Origin of the sequence: Myxococcus sp. CA056 (genome assembly GCF_013336715.1) — a bacterium.
GTDB lineage: Bacteria > Myxococcota > Myxococcia > Myxococcales > Myxococcaceae > Myxococcus > Myxococcus llanfairpwllgwyngyllgogerychwyrndrobwllllantysiliogogogochensis.
On record NZ_JABUMT010000003.1, the window covers coordinates 463,304 to 480,844 of the forward strand.

12 protein-coding genes are annotated in these 17,541 nt (G+C 68.9%); 6 read left to right on the plus strand and 6 right to left on the minus strand.

Annotation, left to right across the window (positions count from 1 at the left end; genetic code table 11):
* Both HUA76_RS16360 and HUA76_RS16365 read right to left on the minus strand, forming a co-directional pair.
* A complete protein-coding gene (locus HUA76_RS16360; RefSeq protein WP_174461404.1) occupies nt 1-1,515 on the minus strand; it encodes an SDR family NAD(P)-dependent oxidoreductase in 1,515 nt (504 codons plus the stop codon).
* A gap of 477 nt (nt 1,516-1,992) precedes the next feature.
* Nucleotides 1,993-2,415, minus strand: coding sequence for a YciI family protein (locus tag HUA76_RS16365; RefSeq protein WP_174453254.1), 423 nt, complete (start codon nt 2,413-2,415; stop codon nt 1,993-1,995).
* 351 nt (nt 2,416-2,766) lie between these two features.
* Here HUA76_RS16365 and HUA76_RS16370 point away from each other — a divergent pair, with 351 nt between their 5' ends.
* The 6 genes from HUA76_RS16370 (at nt 2,767) to HUA76_RS16395 (ending at nt 12,443) form a co-directional block, all read left to right on the plus strand.
* Nucleotides 2,767-3,216 (plus strand): YciI family protein, encoded by a 450-nt coding sequence (locus HUA76_RS16370; protein WP_174461405.1) that lies wholly within the window; start codon nt 2,767-2,769, stop codon nt 3,214-3,216.
* Nucleotides 3,217-3,323: 107 nt separating this feature from the next.
* Nucleotides 3,324-5,159, plus strand: coding sequence for a fibronectin type III domain-containing protein (locus tag HUA76_RS16375; RefSeq protein WP_174461406.1), 1,836 nt, complete (start codon nt 3,324-3,326; stop codon nt 5,157-5,159).
* A gap of 74 nt (nt 5,160-5,233) precedes the next feature.
* Complete coding sequence (locus HUA76_RS16380; protein ID WP_174453251.1) at nt 5,234-8,254, plus strand: DEAD/DEAH box helicase; 3,021 nt, start codon at nt 5,234-5,236, stop codon at nt 8,252-8,254.
* 156 nt (nt 8,255-8,410) lie between these two features.
* Nucleotides 8,411-8,845, plus strand: a complete 435-nt coding sequence (locus HUA76_RS16385) for a hypothetical protein (RefSeq protein WP_174461407.1) — start codon at nt 8,411-8,413, stop codon at nt 8,843-8,845.
* 116 nt (nt 8,846-8,961) lie between these two features.
* Entirely contained in the window at nt 8,962-11,505 is a 2,544-nt protein-coding gene (gene uvrA / locus HUA76_RS16390; RefSeq protein ID WP_174461408.1) for an excinuclease ABC subunit UvrA, read from the plus strand.
* 38 nt (nt 11,506-11,543) lie between these two features.
* A complete protein-coding gene (locus tag HUA76_RS16395; protein ID WP_174461409.1) occupies nt 11,544-12,443 on the plus strand; it encodes a glycosyl hydrolase in 900 nt (299 codons plus the stop codon).
* A gap of 56 nt (nt 12,444-12,499) precedes the next feature.
* On the opposite strand, the gene HUA76_RS16400 is transcribed toward HUA76_RS16395, so the two are convergent.
* The 4 genes from HUA76_RS16400 to HUA76_RS16415 all read right to left on the minus strand — a co-directional run bounded on the left by HUA76_RS16400 (nt 12,500) and on the right by HUA76_RS16415 (nt 17,435).
* On the minus strand, nt 12,500-13,876 hold the full coding sequence (locus tag HUA76_RS16400) for a DNA/RNA non-specific endonuclease (protein ID WP_174461410.1): 1,377 nt from the start codon (nt 13,874-13,876) through the stop codon (nt 12,500-12,502).
* Nucleotides 13,877-13,995: 119 nt separating this feature from the next.
* Entirely contained in the window at nt 13,996-14,556 is a 561-nt protein-coding gene (locus HUA76_RS16405; RefSeq protein WP_141641019.1) for a gamma-glutamylcyclotransferase, read from the minus strand.
* Between the two features lie 101 nt (nt 14,557-14,657).
* A complete protein-coding gene (locus HUA76_RS16410; RefSeq protein ID WP_254614260.1) occupies nt 14,658-16,373 on the minus strand; it encodes a M28 family metallopeptidase in 1,716 nt (571 codons plus the stop codon).
* Between the two features lie 120 nt (nt 16,374-16,493).
* On the minus strand, nt 16,494-17,435 hold the full coding sequence (locus HUA76_RS16415) for a LysR family transcriptional regulator (protein ID WP_174461411.1): 942 nt from the start codon (nt 17,433-17,435) through the stop codon (nt 16,494-16,496).
* Nucleotides 17,436-17,541 lie beyond the last annotated feature (106 nt).

Below are 17,541 nucleotides of genomic sequence, written 5' to 3' on the forward strand. Positions count from 1 at the left end.
TCAGGAGTCGAGGGCGAGCAGCGCCCGTACATCGTGTCCGTTGGAGGGCTGCCGGCCGACGGGCAACAGGCCGTCCACCGTGCCGGAGAGCCCGCCATCCACCACCCAGATGGCCCCGTTCACCCGCTGCGTCTTCGGTCCGAGCAACAGCTCCGTCACGTCGGCCACGTCGTCCGCCGTGCAGAGCTGCCCGCCGGGCGTCGCCGCCTCCCAGCGCGAGACGCGGCCAGGGGCGTTGGGGAACATTCCCAGCAGCTCACCGTGCACCGGCCCCGCCGACACGCAGTTGGTGCGAATGCCCTCGGGCGCCAGCTCCGCGGCCAGGTAGCGCGTGAGGGACTCGACGCCCGCCTTCACCACGCCCTGGCAGCCCAGGTCATGCATGTACCGCTGGGACATGGACGTGGACATCGTGACGATGGCCCCGCCTCCTCGCCGCGCCATCAGCGGACGCGCCCGCATGGCGCACTCGTAGGTGCCGGTGACGCACGTGCGGAACGCCTTGTCCCAGTCGCGCGGCGCAATCCGGTCGAACGGTCCAATCAGGCCGTTGGACGCGTTGCACACCAGGAAGTCCAATCCACCGAGCCGCTCCTCGATGGAGGAGAACAACCGCTCCAGGTGCTCCTCCTGCGCGACGGACCCCCACAGGTGCAGCGCCTTGCCCCCCGCCGCGACAATCTCCTGGGCCGTCCGCTCCCCTTCGTCCCGGGAGTGGAACGAGTTCACGACCACCGTCGCCCCCGCGCTGGCCAGCCGCATGGCGACCACCTTGCCAATGCCCTTGCCCGAGCCCGTGATGAGCGCGACCTTCCCCTCGAACGGAAGCCGAGCCACGACAGGCGGCGGCGAGGCCCGCACGGACTCCTCTACCGGGTGACGAGGAGCGGTCACCGTCCCTCGCGACGCACGAATCGCCTCGCAGATGGCGGAGAGCGTCCGCAGTCGCTGGGAGGGCTTGGGGCCCACCTCCAGCCCCAGCTCCTTGACGAGCACGGCCAGCACCTCCGCCTGCTTGACGGAGTCGATGCCGAGCTCGTCCTCCAGGTCCGCCTCCAAGGTCAACAACTCCACCGGATAGCGCGTCACCCGCGCGAACACGGACCGCACCTGCGACTCGAGGTCCGACGACTCCATGGACGCGGGGGAAACCACCCGAGGAGGGACAGCGACGGGAGCGGGCGCCGCGACGGGAGCGGTGGCTGCCGGTGGAATCGGCGCGACGACCGACGCGGGCGCCCCTTCCGCCAGCAACTCCACCACGCGCTCGGAGATGGCGCCCAGCGTGCGCGCCTTCGCTCCGCGCGGCAGCCGGTCGGCCGCGAGGTTGAACTCCCGCGCGACGACCGCGGCAATCTCAGCGAGCTTCACCGAGTCGATACCCAGCTCATCCTCGAGCTGGGCCTCCGCCGTGAGGATGTCGAGCGGATACCGCGTGACACTCGCCGCGCAACGACGAATCTGCTCCAGGACCTGAGTCCGCGACCCGGAACCCTGATGAAATGACGGGGACATTCTGAACCCTCACAATTCAAGAACCGCATGGAGATGAATGAGCCACGTGCGTTGTGCATCAGGGGTCTGACATTGCCTCTCAAACCCACCACATGCGACACGCAATCAGGAACAAACAGACTCGCGGGAATACGCACCCGCGAAAATGAATCACTCACCGCGCGCGTTCGCTCTCGTCAGCGCCGAGAGGAATTCCTCGAGAACGCCACGGCGAGGGAATGAGCACGCCGCGGAATACACACGCACGCGAACCCCTCCAGACACACGTCTCCCCTCCATGGCCATACAAGACCTGACGGAGTGGCATCAATGATTTAAAACACATCCATCGCTCAAGCCGAGGGCTCTCGCGACAGGCTTTCCCGGCGGCACGGACCATGCCATTCACACCGGGGAATAGAATGTCTCGCATGAGCCCCCATCAAAGTGGGGCCTCGTGCGTGTCCAGCGGGGGTGTGGGGAAGCGGTGCGGGGTGCCTAGCTCTTCGCGGCCTGCTCACGCAGACGCGCATCCTGCGCACGCAGCTCGGGCGTGAGCTCGGCACCGAAGTCCTCCATCTCGAAGACCTGGCGGATTTCAATCTCCGATTCGCCGTACATCGGGTTCGGGCAGCGCTTCACCCACTCGATGGCCTCTTCCTTCGACTTCACCTGGAACAGCCAGAAGCCGGCCACCAGCTCCTTCGTCTCCGTGAAGGGGCCATCCACCACGGTCCGGCTCGTTCCAGAGAAGCGCACCCGCGCACCCCTGGCGCTGGGGTGGAGTCCCTCGCCCGCGAGCAGCACCCCCGCCTTCACCAGCTCCTCGTTGTACTTCCCCATCGCGGTCAGCAGCTTCTCGTCCGGCATCTTTCCGGCTTCCGAGTCCTTCGTCGCCTTGACCAGCACCATGAATCGCATGTCGTACTCCTTCGGGTTCCCGAGGTTCGTTCGTGCCCGTTGTCCCGGGCTCTACTTCTTCGTCGAACAGGCTCGCGGGAGATCGACACGGCCTTTTAATTTTCTGTGCGCCGCCTTCAACCCCGTGAAATGACAGGCCGCCCCGCGTCCTTCTCTGGAAATTGGGGCGTGCGGCGCCAGAAATCATGGAGCCGGTCGCTCGCCCGGTCCGGTGGCGAGGAGCGCATCCCTCCCCTGAAGCGAGGGGCGCCAGCGCGTGTCGATTTCACCAACGTCCGTTCGTTCTTCCAGCACCACCCGAGACGGAAGGCCCGACAGCCCCACCGTCCCGCCACGAGGGAACCGACGACGATGCGATTCTTGATTCTGCGCAAGGCCGACGCGAGCACGGAGGCCGGTGAGGTGCCGGACGCGGCACTGCTCGCGGCGATGGGGAAATACAACGAGGAGCTGATGAAGGCCGGCATCCTCGTCGCCGGTGAGGGACTCCATCCGAGCGCCCAGGGTGCGCGCGTGAAGTTCTCGGGCGGGCAGCCCCGGGTGTTGGACGGGCCCTTCGCGGAGACGAAGGAACTCATCGCGGGCTTCACCATGATTGACGTGCGGTCGAAGGAAGAAGCCATCGAGTGGCTGAAGCGCTGGCCCTCCATCGACGGGCGCGGCGAAGTCGAACTGGAGCTGCGCCGCGTGTACGAGCTGTCGGACTTCGACACCGGGCCCACACCCGAGCAGAAGGACGCCAACGCGCGCATGCGGGACCACCTCCAGGAAGCCGGCAAGCCCCTCACGCCTCAGGGATAACCACGAGGCCCCGCGCGGCGTGAGGGAAGAGAACGAAAAGAAGGGATTGACCCGAAAAATGGGGCGGTCCGCTCTCTTCGTTCTCTCCCAGCCGAAAGGCAGACGCCATGCAGCTTCCAGGACACCTCCCCCGGGCGGCACTCATCGCCCTGGTGGCCTTCGTCACCCTGCTCAGCACCCTGCTTCCCGCTTCCGCCTTCGCGGCGGACCGAGGGGCCTGGGCCCCCAATACGCAGTACACCGTGGGCGACATCGCCTCCTATGGAGGCAAGGCCTACGACTGCCGTCAGTCCCATTTCTCCCTCGTGGGCTGGGAGCCCCCCAACGTCCTGGCCCTGTGGCTGGAGCGTACGGGGAATCCACCACCCGACACCCAGGCCCCTTCCACGCCACCTTCGCTCACGTCCACGGCGAAGACCTTCGACAGCGTGTCGCTGTCCTGGGGCACATCCACGGACAACGTGGGCGTCACCGGTTACGAGGTCTTCACCAACGGCGGCGCCGCCGCGTCCGCGTCCACGTCCGGTGCCACCATCGTCACCGTGACGGGCCTCGCGGAGAACACCACGTACACCTTCACCGTGAAGGCCCGTGATGCCGCAGGCAACCGCTCCTCCGCGAGCACCGCGCACAGCGTGACGACGTCACCCCGCCCGGCGAACGACACGGTGGCGCCCTCCACTCCCGCCAACCTCGCCTCCACCAGCGTGAGCAGCAGCAGCGTGTCGCTGTCCTGGGGGGCGTCCACGGACAACGTGGGTGTCACCGGCTACGAGGTGTTCGTCAATGGAAGCGCGTCCGCGTCCGCCACCACCTCCGGGGCCACCAGCGTCACGGTGACGGGGCTGGCCGCGAACACGACGTACACCTTCACCGTGAAGGCCCGCGATGCGGCGGGCAACCGCTCCACCGCGAGCAACAGCATCTCCGCGACGACGACGGGGACGCAGCCGGTGGGGAACAAGATTCTGGTCGGCTACTGGCACAACTTCGACAACGGGTCGACGAACATCCGGCTGCGCGACATCTCCGCGAAGTTCAACGTCATCCAGGTCGCGTTCGCCGAGCCCGTGGGCGGCGCCGGCTCCGGCAACATGGCCTTCACGCCGTATAACTCCAGCGTCGCGGACTTCAAGGCGGACGTCGCCCTGCTCAAGAGCCAGGGACGCAAGGTGCTCATCTCCATCGGCGGAGCCAATGGCACGGTGCACCTGGATGACGCCGCCGCCCGGCAGAACTTCGTCACCACCATGCAGGGCCTCATCGACACCTATGGCTTCGACGGGTTCGACCTGGACCTGGAGGGCAGCTCGCTGTCGCTCAATGGCGGCGACACCGACTTCCGCAATCCCACCACGCCGCGCATCTCCAACCTCATCCAGGCCACGCGCCAGTTGCTCAACCAGAATGGCTCCGGCTTCATCCTGACCATGGCGCCGGAGACGGCCTATGTGCAGGGTGGCATGGCCGCATACGGCGGCCCCTGGGGCGCGTACCTGCCCGTCATCCACGCGCTGCGCGACAGGCTGACGTACCTGCACGTGCAGCACTACAACACCGGGACTGTCACCGCGCTCGACGGCCGGGCCTACGCGCAGAGCACGCCGGACTTCCATGTGGCGATGGCGGAGATGCTCCTGCGAGGCTTCCCCGTCGGCGGCAACGCCAGCGCGATGTTCCCCGCGCTCCGGCCCGACCAGATTCTCATCGGCCTGCCCTCCTCCCCGCAGGCGGCGGGCGGCGGGTACACCACTCCGGCCAACGTACACAAGGCGCTCGACTACCTCCTCAAGGGCCAGTCCTTCGGCGGCACGTACGTCCTGCGCAACACCGCGGGCTACCCCGGCTTCAAGGGCCTGATGACCTGGTCCATCAACTGGGACAAGTTCACCAACTTCGAGTTCTCCAACAGCCACCGCGCGTACCTGGACACCTACCCGTAGCCACGCGCCTACAGGCCCGGCGCAGGCGAGCATTGCGCCGGGTCCTCCAACGGAGCTAGGGAGGCGGTCCTCGTATGTCCGCGACCGCCGACCTGCTCGAAGCCATCCAGGAGGAAGCGCGCCAGGAGACCTGGTCCGCCGGCATGGGCCTCGCTCGTGCTGGCGCCGTCTCGGTGCAATCCGTCGGTGAAGAGGAGACGGTGCTGCGCGTGCGCGCCACCGGCCGTCCCGCGCCGGTGACGACCGTCCTCTATCCCGAGGACGAAATCTGGGAGTGCGACTGCAAGGGGAAGGTGGACCCCTGTGAGCATGTGGTCGCCGCCGCCCTCTTCCTCCATCACTCCTCGCAGAAGGCCGCGCCAGCCCGCCCCGCCGCGCCCGCGCGTCCACCCGTTTCCGCGCCCACGCGCGCAACAGCCCCCTCCGCCCCGCGTCCCGGCACAGCGCCCAAGCCGGAGCGGATGGTGTACCGCTTCAAGCGCGTGGACGGGGGCCTCCAGCTCGAGCGCCTGGTGGTCCGGCCCGACAACACGGCCCGACTCCTGGCGCGCAGCCTCTCCTCGCTGCTGACGAACCCCGTGGAGGCCGCTCGCATCCAGGTGGAGCCGTGCGACCGCGTCGCTGACGCACTGCTCGCGAAGCCCACGCGCGGCGCCCTGCCACCCGAGCGACTGGAGGCGCTGCTGCGCGCGCTGGAGCCCGCGCGCACGGTGCTCTTCGACGGTAACCTGGTTTCGATATCCAGCGAGCTGCTCCTGCCTCGCGTCACCGTGGAGGACCGGGGCGAGCAGACAGTGCTGAAGGTGGACCGCGACCCACGCGCCACCGAAGTCGTCAGCCCCGGCGTGGCGGTGGGCGGTGGCATCCTCTTCCGCATGGGCGAGCAGTCGCTCACCGGCTCGCGATGGGAGAACCTGCCCCAGGAGCGCGTCTTCTCGCCCGACCAGATGGGCGACCTCACCGGCAAGGTGCTGCCGGAGATGGCGCGGCGTCTGCCCGTGGACGTGAAGAGCCAGCGGCTGCCGCGCATCGACCGCACGCTCAAGCCGCGAATCTCGCTGGAGCTGGACCCGCTGGGCACGGGGCTCTCCGTGCTGCCCACGCTCGTGTACGGCTCACCGCCCACGGTGCGCATCGACAACGGGCGCATGGTGTACCTCACCGGCGCGGTGCCCGTGCGCAACGAGCCCGCGGAGCAGCAGCTCATCCACGGCCTGCGCGACGAGCTGAACATGGTCCCCGGTCGCCGGGTGACGGTGCAGGGCCAGGAGGCCTTGCAGCTCGCCGACAAGCTGCGGCGCTGGCGGGGTGGGCTCACCGGAGATGCGGCGCGCTTCGTCAGCCCCGACGTGAAGCTGCGCCCCATGCTCGACGTGAAGGCGGGGACCACCGAGGCGGGTGCCCCACGCGTGGACTTCTCGTTCGACTTCCAGGTGGAGGGCGCGGGACCGGATGCGCCGCGCACGGTGGACGCGGGCGCGGTGATGAAGGCGTGGGAAGAAGGACTCGGCCTGGTGCCGCTGCAGGGTGGTGGCTGGGCGCCGCTTCCCACCGCGTGGCTGAAGTCACATGGCCAGCGCGTGACGGACCTCTTGGCGGCGCGCGGCTCGGATGGACGGCTCGCCAACCACGCCATCCCCCAGCTCACGGACCTGTGCGAGGCGCTGGAGCACCCGTCCCCACCCGGCCTGGAGCGGCTGGCGCCCTTGGTGCAGGGCTTCGAGAAGCTCCCCGACCCGAGGCTCCCGGCGGACCTCACCGCAACGCTGCGGCCCTACCAGCTCCAGGGCGTGAGCTGGCTCACGTTCTTGCGTCAGGCGGGCCTGGGCGGCGTGCTCGCGGACGACATGGGTCTGGGCAAGACGCTGCAGACCATCTGCATGGTGGGCAAGGGCACGCTCGTCGTCGCGCCCACCAGCGTGCTCCCCAACTGGCACGCGGAGGTGAAGCGCTTCCGTCCCTCGTTGAAGGTGTCCGTGTACCACGGCCCCGGACGCTCGCTGGACGAGACGGCCGACGTGACGCTCACCACCTACGCGCTGATGCGGCTGGACGCGGAAGTCCTCGGCGCGAAGACGTGGGACATGGTCGTGCTCGACGAGGCCCAGGCCATCAAGAATCCCGACAGCCAGGTGGCTCGCGCGGCGTACGGGCTGGAGGCGACCTTCCGCCTGGCGCTCAGCGGCACGCCCATCGAGAACCGGCTCGAGGAGCTCTGGAGCCTGATGCACTTCACCAACCAGGGACTGCTCGGCGGGCGCAAGGAGTTCGAGGAGCGCTGGGCCCGTCCCGTCGGTGACAACCACAAGGGCGCCGCCGAGCGACTGCGCGCGCGCATCCGTCCGTTCGTGCTGCGCAGGCTCAAGCGGGACGTGGCCCCGGAGCTTCCTCCGCGCACGGAGTCCGTGCGTCACGTCACGCTCAGCGAGCACGAGCGCGCCGTCTACGACGCGGTGTACTCCGCCACCCGCGAGGAGGTGGTGTCCCAGTTGGAGGCGGGCGGCAGCGTGCTCAAGGCGCTGGAGGCCCTGCTGCGGCTGCGTCAGGCCGCGTGTCATCCCGCGCTCGTCCCGGGGCAACACGCGAAGACGTCGTCCAAGGTCCAGGCGCTCCTGGAGGCGCTCGGCACGGCGGTGGAGGACGGACACAAGGCGCTCGTCTTCTCGCAGTGGACGTCCATGCTGGACCTCATCGAGCCGGCGCTGAAAGAAGCGGACATCGGCTTCATCCGACTGGACGGAAGCACGTCCAATCGCGGCGCCGTGGCGGAGTCCTTCCAGGACCCCAAGGGTCCGCCGGTGATGCTCATCTCGCTCAAGGCGGGCGCCACGGGCTTGAATCTCACGGCGGCGGACCACGTGTTCTTGGTGGACCCGTGGTGGAATCCCTCCGTGGAGAACCAGGCCGCGGACCGCGCGCATCGCATCGGCCAGCAGCGCCCCGTCATGGTGTACCGGCTGGTGTCCCAGGGCACGGTGGAGGAGAAGATCCTCACGCTCCAGGACAAGAAGCGCGCGCTGTTCGAGTCCGCGCTGGGTGGAGCCTCCGGTGGCGGCGCCATCACCCGCGCGGACCTGATGCAGCTGCTCGACTGACGGCAGGCGGCTCCGTCAGGAGCCGTGGCCACACGAGCGCCCTCCTCCCCGGCGCCATCGATAACAGGGAGTGATTGACTGATGCTCGATTAGTTCCCAACGGAATTCATGGGAGCCCGGTACGGTGGCTGTCGCCCGAAGGAAGAAGGGGGACCCATGAAATCGCTGCTCGCACTGGCCGCCGCCGCGCTCTTCAGCGTCATCGTCAATCCACTGGGCGCGGAGCTGGCCCGCCTCTTCTCGGACATCGGTCCTCAGAACCAGGGCGCCATGTTCATGCTCGCCCCGTATGTCGCCGTCCCGCTGGTCTGCTTCGTCACCGTGGGTGTCGTCGTTGCCTACGGAGTGCCCAGGACTCCTCCGGTGACCTGGGGGCTTCTCACCGGCGCCGTCAGCGCGCCCGTGCTGCTCCTCGCCGGACAGACTCGGGTCTGGAGCCATGTGGGCGAGGATGCCCAGGCCGCCATCGCCCTCATCTTCATGCCTATCCGCGCGGTCATGGCCTCGGGAGCCCTGGCGCTGGGCGCCATCTTTGTCCGCTGGGTGATAGGGCGGTGGAGGAACGCCGTCGACCGCCCCCGGCATGGCTAGGGCGCACGTTCCCGGCGGCCCGCGCAGAGACTCGAGCACGGGCTCCGTCGGTCGGAGCCTGTTCCTCCGCGCCTCCCGGCACCAGATTCGGTAGGACGCCCGGAGGAGCGTCCCTCATGAGCCGACCCCGCCGTCTTCACCTCGCAGGACCGTCCGGTGACACCCGGACGGGCTTCGTCCGCGTCCGGGGTGCCCGCGAGCACAACCTGAAGCACGTGGACGTGGACCTGCCCCGCGACGCGCTGGTCGTCTTCACGGGCGTCTCCGGCTCCGGCAAGTCCTCCCTGGCATTCGGGACGCTCTACGCGGAGGCCCAGCGGCGCTACTTCGAGTCCGTGGCCCCGTACGCTCGGCGCCTCATCGACCAGGCAGGCATCCCCGAGGTGGACTCGATCGAGGGTCTTCCCCCCGCCGTCGCGCTCCAGCAACACCGGGGCGCCCCCACGACACGCTCATCGGTGGGCAGCGTGACGACGCTGTCGAACTCCCTGCGCCTGTTGTACTCGCGCGCCGGCACCTATCCGCCGCACCAGCCGCATCTCGACTCCGATGCCTTCTCCCCGAACACTCCGGCGGGAGCGTGCCCGAACTGCCACGGCCTGGGCCGCGTCTACGAGGTGACGGAGCGGACCCTGGTGCCGGACGACTCGCTCACCATCCGGGAGCGAGCCATCGCCGGGTGGCCGCCCGCGTGGCACGGGCAGAACCTGCGCGACATCCTGGTGTCGCTTGGCTACGACGTGGACACGCCCTGGAGGGACCTGCCCAAGAAGGACCGCGACTGGATTCTCTTCACGGACGAGCAGCCCACCGTCCCGGTGTACGCGGGCTTCACTCCCGCGGAGACGCGTCAGGCGCTCAAGCGCAAGACGGCGCCCAGCTACATGGGGACCTTCACCGGCGCCCGGCGCTACGTGCTGCAGACCTTCGCCACGACGCAGAGCCCGCTCATCAAGAAGCGGGTGTCGCGCTACATGGAGAGCGGCGAGTGTCGCGTCTGCCATGGCAAGCGGCTGCGCCCCGAGTCCCTGTCCGTCACCTTCGCGGGACTGGATTACGGAGAGCTGTCGCGCCTGCCGCTCAAGCGTGTCGCCACCCTGCTCCAGCCCTACGCGGAGGGGACGGCGTCGCCCCTGAAGAAGCTCACGCGAGAGCACCCCGAGAAGGCGCTCGTCACGGAGCGCATCGCGAAGGACCTGGTGGAGCGACTGCACGTCCTGCTGGAGCTGGGCCTTGGCTATCTCTCACTGGAGCGCGGCACGCCCACGCTCTCCCCGGGTGAGCTGCAGCGGCTCAGGCTGGCCACCCAGGTGCGCTCCAACCTGTTCGGCGTGGTGTACGTGCTGGACGAGCCCTCCGCGGGCCTGCACCCCGCGGACACCCAGGCGCTGCTCAGGGCGCTCGACGCGCTGAAGGGCTCCGGCAACTCGCTCTTCGTGGTGGAGCACGAGATGGACGTCATCCGCCACGCGGACTGGGTCATCGACGTGGGCCCGGCCGCCGGAGAGCAAGGCGGAGAGGTCCTCTACAGCGGTCCGTTGGACGGGCTCAAGGGCGTGGAGGCGTCCCAGACGCGGCGCTACCTCTTCGGAGCCGAGCCTTCGCGTCCCCGCCCTCCGCGCACTCCCAAGGGGTGGCTGCGCCTGCGAGGCGTCTCCCGCAACAACCTGCAGGGGCTGAACGCCGACTTTCCGCTGGGCGTCTTCACCACCGTGACGGGCATCTCCGGCTCTGGCAAGTCGAGCCTGGTGAGTCAGGTGCTGGTGGAGTTGGTGGCCGCGCACCTGGGCCACGAGCCTCCCGAGGAAGAGGAGGACGGCGAGCCGCTGGAGCGCACCCTCGTCCTGACCACGGGCGGGAAGATCACCGAGGGACTGGAGGACATCCACCGGATGGTGCGGGTGGACCAGAAGCCCATTGGCCGCACGCCACGCTCCAACCTCGCGACGTACACGGGCCTGTTCGACCACGTCCGCAAGCTCTTCGCCGCGACGCCGGCCGCGAGGTCTCGCAAGTACGACGTCGGGCGCTTCTCGTTCAACGTGGCCAAGGGCCGCTGTGAGACGTGCGAGGGCGAGGGCTTCGTGAGCGTGGAGCTGCTGTTCCTGCCCAGCGTCTATGCGCCCTGCCCCACCTGCCATGGCGCCCGCTACAACGCGAAGACGCTGGAGATTCGCTACCGGGGGAAGAACATCGCCGACGTGCTGGGCATGACGGTGGACACCGCCCATGCGTTCTTCACCGAGGAGCCTCACGTGCAGCGCGCGTTGGGCGTCCTGCGCGAGGTGGGCCTGGGCTACCTGCGCCTGGGCCAGCCCGCGACGGAGCTGTCCGGCGGCGAGGCCCAGCGCATCAAGCTGGCCACGGAGCTGCAACGCACCCAACGAGGCCACACCCTCTACGTCCTGGATGAGCCCACCACCGGCCTGCACCCCGCGGACGTGGACAAGCTCATGGCGCAGTTGGATGGACTCGTCGAGGCGGGCAACACCGTCATCCTCGTGGAGCACGACATGCGCGTCGTCGCCGCGAGCGACTGGGTCATCGACCTGGGGCCCGGCGCCGGGGATGAAGGCGGCCACATCGTCGCGGCTGGCACACCCGCCCAGGTCGCCGCGTCATCGAAGAGCCGCACCGCGCCATTCCTCGCACTAGGATGACCGTCTCCACGCGCCCTCGCGGGCGGAGGTGACGGCACATGAGACGCTGGCTCGCGCCATCCTACATCGCGTTGTTCCTGCTCCTGGGTTGCGACCCGGCGGACCCCATCAAACCCGGCCGTCCTTCCACGGACGACGCGGGCACCCAGACGCCTCCGCTCATCAAGAGCGCCAAGCGCGGCATCGCCTTCGACCTGGCGACGCCCGAGGACCTGGCGGCCGTCTCTCCGGGCGTGAGCTGGTGGTACAACTGGAGCCCCCGTCCCCATACCAACGTGCCCACGGACTTCCGCACCCGCTACGGCATGGACTTCATCCCGATGCTCTGGAACGGCGACTTCGACGCCGCGCGCACCGAGACGATGCTCCGGGACAATCCCCACATCGAATACCTGCTGCTGCTCAACGAGCCCAACCTGACGGATCAGGCGAACATGTCACCGCAGGCCGCCGCGCGGCTGTGGCCCCGGTACGAGAGCGTCGCCGCCAACACGGGCGTGAAGCTGGTGGGCCCGGCGATGAACTGGGGAACGATGTCGGGGTACTCGGACCCGGTGGTCTGGCTGGATGCGTTCTACGCCGCCTACCGCGCGGAGAACGCCAACCGTGAGCCCCGCATCGATTACCTGGCGTTCCACTGGTACGACTACGGACTCGACGGCCAGCTCAACCGGCTCACGAAGTACGGCAAGCCGTTCTGGGTCACCGAGTTCGCCAACTGCCACCAGCAACAGGATGGCGCGCAGATTGACTCGGTCGCCAAGGCGAAGGCGCAGATGACGGAGATGGTGGCCGTCTGCGAGCGCCGGGCGGACGTGTTCCGCTACGCGTGGTTCACCGGACGGTGGACCAATGACCCGTGCTTCGCGAGCCTCCTGGGCGCGCCCGGCGTCCTGAACGAGCTGGGCAGGCACTACATCTCACTGCCCGCGCCCTGAGGGCGGAGACAGCGCGCCACCGGGCCCGTGAGAGAGGGCCCGGTGCTCGGGAGGGACTACCGCTTCGTGAGCAGCGTGGCGGACTCGTACTTGCTGCCCTGGAGCTGGAAGGCGCCAGGGGCCGACGTGTCCTTCTCCAGCTTCGCCTGCACGCTCTTGGGAAGCTGCGCGTACAGGTCCTGACCCAGCAGCTTCTCGAGCTGGTCCACCGGCACGCGCGAGGACTCCAGCAGCGGGATGATGGCGTCCTTCTTCGAGGGCCCGTCCTTCACGTTGGGCACCATGTACGCGAACATCGTCACGTTGCCGTTGGGCAGCTCCAGCAGCACCGTCTTGAAGTTGTGCGTGGGCACGCCAATCTTGCGGTCCTTGGCGCCCGTCGTCTGCACCGACTCCTGAGGCAGCGGCTTGCCGTCCGCGTCCAGGAACAGGTTGCCGGTCATGATGTGCGCCTTGCCACCGGTCTCCTTCACCAGCCCCGTCACGGCCTGCTCCAGCGTCTTCCACACCTGCTGATTGTGGTTGCCGTACTGGGGGGCGATGTTGGTCATCTGGTGACTCTCGTTCATCGCCTCCTGGTTGGGAGAGTCGTCGGCGGGCTTCATGTGCCCACGGTCGAAGCCCGTGTGGTCGTAGTCGGAGTCCGAGACGCCGTTGGCGCCCAGCAGCGGGTCCCTCACGAAGGAGCTCTTCGTGCGGTTCACCTCGGCGGGCGTCTCCTTGATGTCGGCGGCGGACAGCATGTAGCTCACGAAGGTGGGGAGGTTCTTCCCCTCATCCAGCGTCAGTCGCGAGTACTGCTTCACCAGCTCCATCCCCTTGCCCTCGCCGCCCGTGGGACGCAGCGGGTCTACCTCTCCGGCGGACTCGGCGACGCGGCTCTGGATGACGGCCATCTGCTGGTCCGGCACCCACCGCGTGCCGTCCACCTGGTTGGCCTTGGACTTCTGGATGTAGGCCGCCAGCTCATCCTGGCTGACCTTGCCATCGCTGTTGCCACCCAGGAGGTCGGCGCGCTTGGCGAGCCCGTCCTGCCACTTGGTGTCGAAAGCGTCGACGTCCACGGGCGTGCCGCCGCCCTTGGCGACCTTCGCCTCCACCGCGGAGCGACCCTGCTGGAGCGCCGTGGAAGTGAGGTATTTACCGTCCGTGGGCGCGGAGAGGTAGGCCTGGATTTCCGCTGCGGACACCTGGCCGTTGCCACCGCGCGTCTTGGTACCCGCCGCATCCGCCGCCTTCAGCAGCCCGGTCTCCCAGCTCTGCTCGGTCCAGCCGAACTTCGCCTGGAGTTCGGCGATGGGGACCTCGCGAGCGGTGGAGCGGTTCCAGCTGCCCCCCTTCGGCGCCACGACGTTGGTGGGAGCGGCGTCCGCCGTGGCGACCGTGGCGGGGGACGGGGTGCTGGCACGAGCAGTGGGTCGCAGCGTCGTCATGCGGAAGGCATCCTTGGGCCGCCCAGGGGAGGAACGGAGTGAGGCCCTGGTAGAGCTATGGTCGGTCGGAGGCGACACCGGGTTGCGTCATCGCCCCGCCTTTTTCCAGAAAGTTGCGATCAAGGCTTCTTCGCGGACGGGCCTGGGACGGAGCGTGCGTCCGCCTTCGCCTGTTGGAGCGTTCCCACGATGTGGGCCTCGGCCTGGAGGCGCTCCACGTAGTCGGCGGGGAGGCCGGTGCGCTCGGCGGCCAGGGCCACGGTGACGAGGAAGGCCTCGCTGATGGGGCCCGTGGCGGGAGGGCCGCTTCGGGCCGGAGCGGTGAAGGCGTGGGCGGAGAGCACGGCGCCGGTGGCGGTGCGCACCTTGACGGGCCGCGACGCGGTGGCCTCGGCGAGCACCGATTCCAGGCGGCTCACGGCGTCCCACGTCTCCGGCGATACGCGCCGCAGCAGCCCGGGGAGCGTCTTGCCCGGGGCGTCCACCAGCCGGGCCACCTTGCCGCCCCAGGCCAGCGAGGGCACGTCGTAGACGACGTCCACGTCCAGCGCCTCGGCCGGCTCGCCATCAGGCAACGCGGGCGCGGAGGGGAGACCTGGAAGGCGCTCACGCGCCGTCGCGGGGGACAGGTCGACGGAGAAGGCGAACCACGGACGCGGCGGAGGAGTACCTGCGGACATGGTTTCGAGTCTCGGCGGGTGATGGCCTGGGGACAAGCCCCCTGGAGTGTGCGCCGGGCCCCGAGGACTTCGAGGCCGGCGCCTTCACGCCCGAGCGGGCGCTACTCCTTGGCGGTGGTGCGGTTGGCGGCCAGCTCGATGACGTTGACCATCAGGTCCTTGACCCGGCGCGGCTTCTCGCCGCCGTTGTCGCGGAGGATGAGGTCGATGTCGTCCTCGGGCTCATGGTACTCGGGGATGAGGTCGCCGCCGCCCTTGGGATTGGACAGGCCCTCGAAGAGGAAGAGGACGTCCTCGCCCTTGCGGCCGAAGACGGCGCCGTCCTGACGGTCCCGGTACACGTTGATGTCGCGGTTGATGCGGTCGAACGGGTCCGCGAGCTGCGCGTTGGCCTGGTCCACCACGTCGCGGAAGTAGTTCGCCTGGCCCCTGCGGTCGGTGTCCACGACGGACAGGCGCTGGTCATCCCAGCGACCCACCATGTCCACGTTGACGACGCCGGAGATCTGCTCCGTGCTCAGCCCCGGAATCGGGTGGTCGACGAAGTACTGCGAGCCGACCAGCCCCTTCTCCTCGGCGCCCGTCCAGATGAAGAGGATGGAGCGGTCCAGCTCGCCGCGCTTCTGTGCCTCGGCCAGCTCCGGCACCGCCGCCATCAGCACCGCGCTGCCAGACGCGTTGTCGTCCGCGCCGTTGTGGACGTTGCCGCGACGGTCCGTGCCCACGTGGTCCAGGTGGGCCATCACCACGATGACCTCGTCCTTGTGCGGCCCGGTGCCGGGCAGCAGCGCCATCGTGTTCACCGCCTGGCCAGACGCCGTGGCCAGCGCGCGCAGCTCCTCGACGCTGCGCAGGTCTCCGCTGCGAGCCGGCGCCAGCGGCTGCCCCTCCGCCTTCATCGTGCTCTCGTACTTCTTGTTGAGCATCTCCAGCGTCTCGCGGGGCATCCCGTCCTCCAGGTAGAACCCCTCCTGGAAGAGCTGGTGGCCGAACTCCTTGTGCGCCGCGTGGTCGTGCTCCCGGGCGTCACCCGTCGCCGACGTCTCCGGCTTGCCGACGAAGGAGAACACGTCGAACTTCTGCTGGAAGGGGTTCTCCGCGTTGTTCGAGTTGGGGCCGACGAGGCCGTACTTCTCGACGTGCGCCTGAACGTACGCGGAGGCCGCGTCGAGTCCCGCCGACGGGCTGTCCCGGCCCTGGAGTTCGTCCGAGGCGAGGTACGCGATGTGCGTCATCGGGTCCGAGTCGGTGATGGAGGGCTCGGGCTTCGGCTCGGGCGTGGGCTCCACGGGGCCGGGCTCGGGAAGCGGCAGAGGCTTCGGATCCGTCGGCAGCGGCTTCGGGTCCGTCGGCAGCTGCGGGTCCGTCGGCAGAGGCTTCGGGTCCGTCGGCAACTGGGGCAGCGGCAGCGGCTTCGGGTCCGTGGGCAGCGGCTTCGGATCCGTCGGCAACTGGGGCAGCGGCAGCGGCTTCGGGTCCGTCGGCAGCGGCTTCGGATCCGTCGGCAACTGAGGCAGCGGCAGTGGCTTCGGGTCCGTCGGCAGCGGCTTCGGGTCCGTCGGCAACTGGGGCAGCGGCAGCGGCTTCGGGTCCGTCGGCAGCTGCGACGGAGGCTTGGGCAGCGGCAGGGGCAGCGACACCGGGGGCTTGGGGAGCGGCAGCGGCTGGGCGTTGCCCGGCTCGAAGCAGTCCTTGTTCCACTTCAGGTCGGGCGTCTTGACCTTGTTCGTCTCCGAGGGCTGGGGAGCCTTCGCGGCCGGGGTTCGCGTCGTCGCGGTAGGGAGTGGACGAGGCGGGTCGCTGATCTTGGAGGCCATGGTGGGGGATCCCGATGGAGAGCGTGAACGGCGCGCTTCGGGATTATCGCCACGAGGGAGTTCCGTGTTGCGAGAAGGTTTCACTTTCTCGTGATTTCAGTGACTTGTCTCAGCCATGTATCACCGCCGGTGGATCTGCCGGCCCCGAGGCCCCGGGTGGTGCGCGCGCAGGGCCGCCACGAAAGCGGTGAGCGCGGGCTCCGTTTCTCCGTCCCGGGTGGCCACGGCCCAGTCCAGCCAGAGCCCACGCGGGCCGATACGGAAGGCCCTCAAGCCGCCGTCGTCCAGTTGGGGTGCCACGGCCCATCGAGGCAGCACGGTGACCCCCAGGTTCGCACGCACCATCTCGACAGGGAGGCCCCCCGTCATCGGGATGAGCGTCACCTTGCGAGGCGAGAGGCCCCCCGCCTTCGCAAGCGCTCTGCCCAGGGGTGCATCGGCTCGGAGCGCGCCCTCATCGAGCCACAGGTGCTGGTCCGCGAAGGTCCGCACGTCGATCTGCCGCTGACGCGAGGAGGCCCAGGGGTGCTCCCGTCCCACCAGCGCGACGAGTTCGTCCCGGAACAGCGGCTCCATGCGGATGCGTGGGACCTTTCGGACCTCCCCCGCCACGAGCGCCACATCGAGCTTGCGCGCGAGCAACCACTCGGCGGGCGCCACCCCCGCCTCCGTCACCACCGTGACTTCCGTCCCGGGCCAATCCCGCGAGAAGGACTTCAAGAGTTCCGGAAGCCAGCGATAGGACTGGAGACACACCGTCGCAACGCGCAGCGTGCCACTCGCGCCGCGCAGGAGTTCGCGCGTCTCGGCCTCGGCGCGCGCGAGTTCCCCCAGCACGGAGCGCGCGGCCTCTGTGAGCCTCTGGCCGGCCGCCGTCAGGACCAGGCGCCTCCACTGCCGATGAAACAGCGCGCCTCCGAGCCGGTCCTCCAGCTCCCGGAGCTGCTGGCTGAGCGCCGATGGGGACAGGTGCAGCTTGCGTGCGGCCGCGTTGAGGCTGCCCACCTCTTCGAGCGCGGAGAGCAGGAGCAGATGTCGGGTCTCGACGAGCGGGCTCGGCATCGATTCAGCCTGCCTTAACAATCCGACGGGAACAACGCGTTCGACCGAATCGATGCTCCCTCACATATTCCGCCGTGCCTGCCCCGATGTCGCGAGGTCCGGGTCA

What these genes read in the sequence shown, in the direction of transcription:
- uvrA (WP_174461408.1), top strand. Translation starts at nt 8,962, where the DNA reads ATGAGCCGACCCCGCCGTCTTCACCTCGCAGGACCGTCCGGTGACACC.
- HUA76_RS16365 (WP_174453254.1), bottom strand. Translation starts at nt 2,415, where the DNA reads ATGCGATTCATGGTGCTGGTCAAGGCGACGAAGGACTCGGAAGCCGGA.
- HUA76_RS16360 (WP_174461404.1), bottom strand. Translation starts at nt 1,515, where the DNA reads ATGTCCCCGTCATTTCATCAGGGTTCCGGGTCGCGGACTCAGGTCCTG.
- HUA76_RS16400 (WP_174461410.1), bottom strand. Translation starts at nt 13,876, where the DNA reads ATGACGACGCTGCGACCCACTGCTCGTGCCAGCACCCCGTCCCCCGCC.
- HUA76_RS16395 (WP_174461409.1), top strand. Translation starts at nt 11,544, where the DNA reads ATGAGACGCTGGCTCGCGCCATCCTACATCGCGTTGTTCCTGCTCCTG.
- HUA76_RS16410 (WP_254614260.1), bottom strand. Translation starts at nt 16,373, where the DNA reads ATGGCCTCCAAGATCAGCGACCCGCCTCGTCCACTCCCTACCGCGACG.
- HUA76_RS16370 (WP_174461405.1), top strand. Translation starts at nt 2,767, where the DNA reads ATGCGATTCTTGATTCTGCGCAAGGCCGACGCGAGCACGGAGGCCGGT.
- HUA76_RS16375 (WP_174461406.1), top strand. Translation starts at nt 3,324, where the DNA reads ATGCAGCTTCCAGGACACCTCCCCCGGGCGGCACTCATCGCCCTGGTG.
- HUA76_RS16415 (WP_174461411.1), bottom strand. Translation starts at nt 17,435, where the DNA reads ATGCCGAGCCCGCTCGTCGAGACCCGACATCTGCTCCTGCTCTCCGCG.
- HUA76_RS16385 (WP_174461407.1), top strand. Translation starts at nt 8,411, where the DNA reads ATGAAATCGCTGCTCGCACTGGCCGCCGCCGCGCTCTTCAGCGTCATC.
- HUA76_RS16380 (WP_174453251.1), top strand. Translation starts at nt 5,234, where the DNA reads ATGTCCGCGACCGCCGACCTGCTCGAAGCCATCCAGGAGGAAGCGCGC.
- HUA76_RS16405 (WP_141641019.1), bottom strand. Translation starts at nt 14,556, where the DNA reads ATGTCCGCAGGTACTCCTCCGCCGCGTCCGTGGTTCGCCTTCTCCGTC.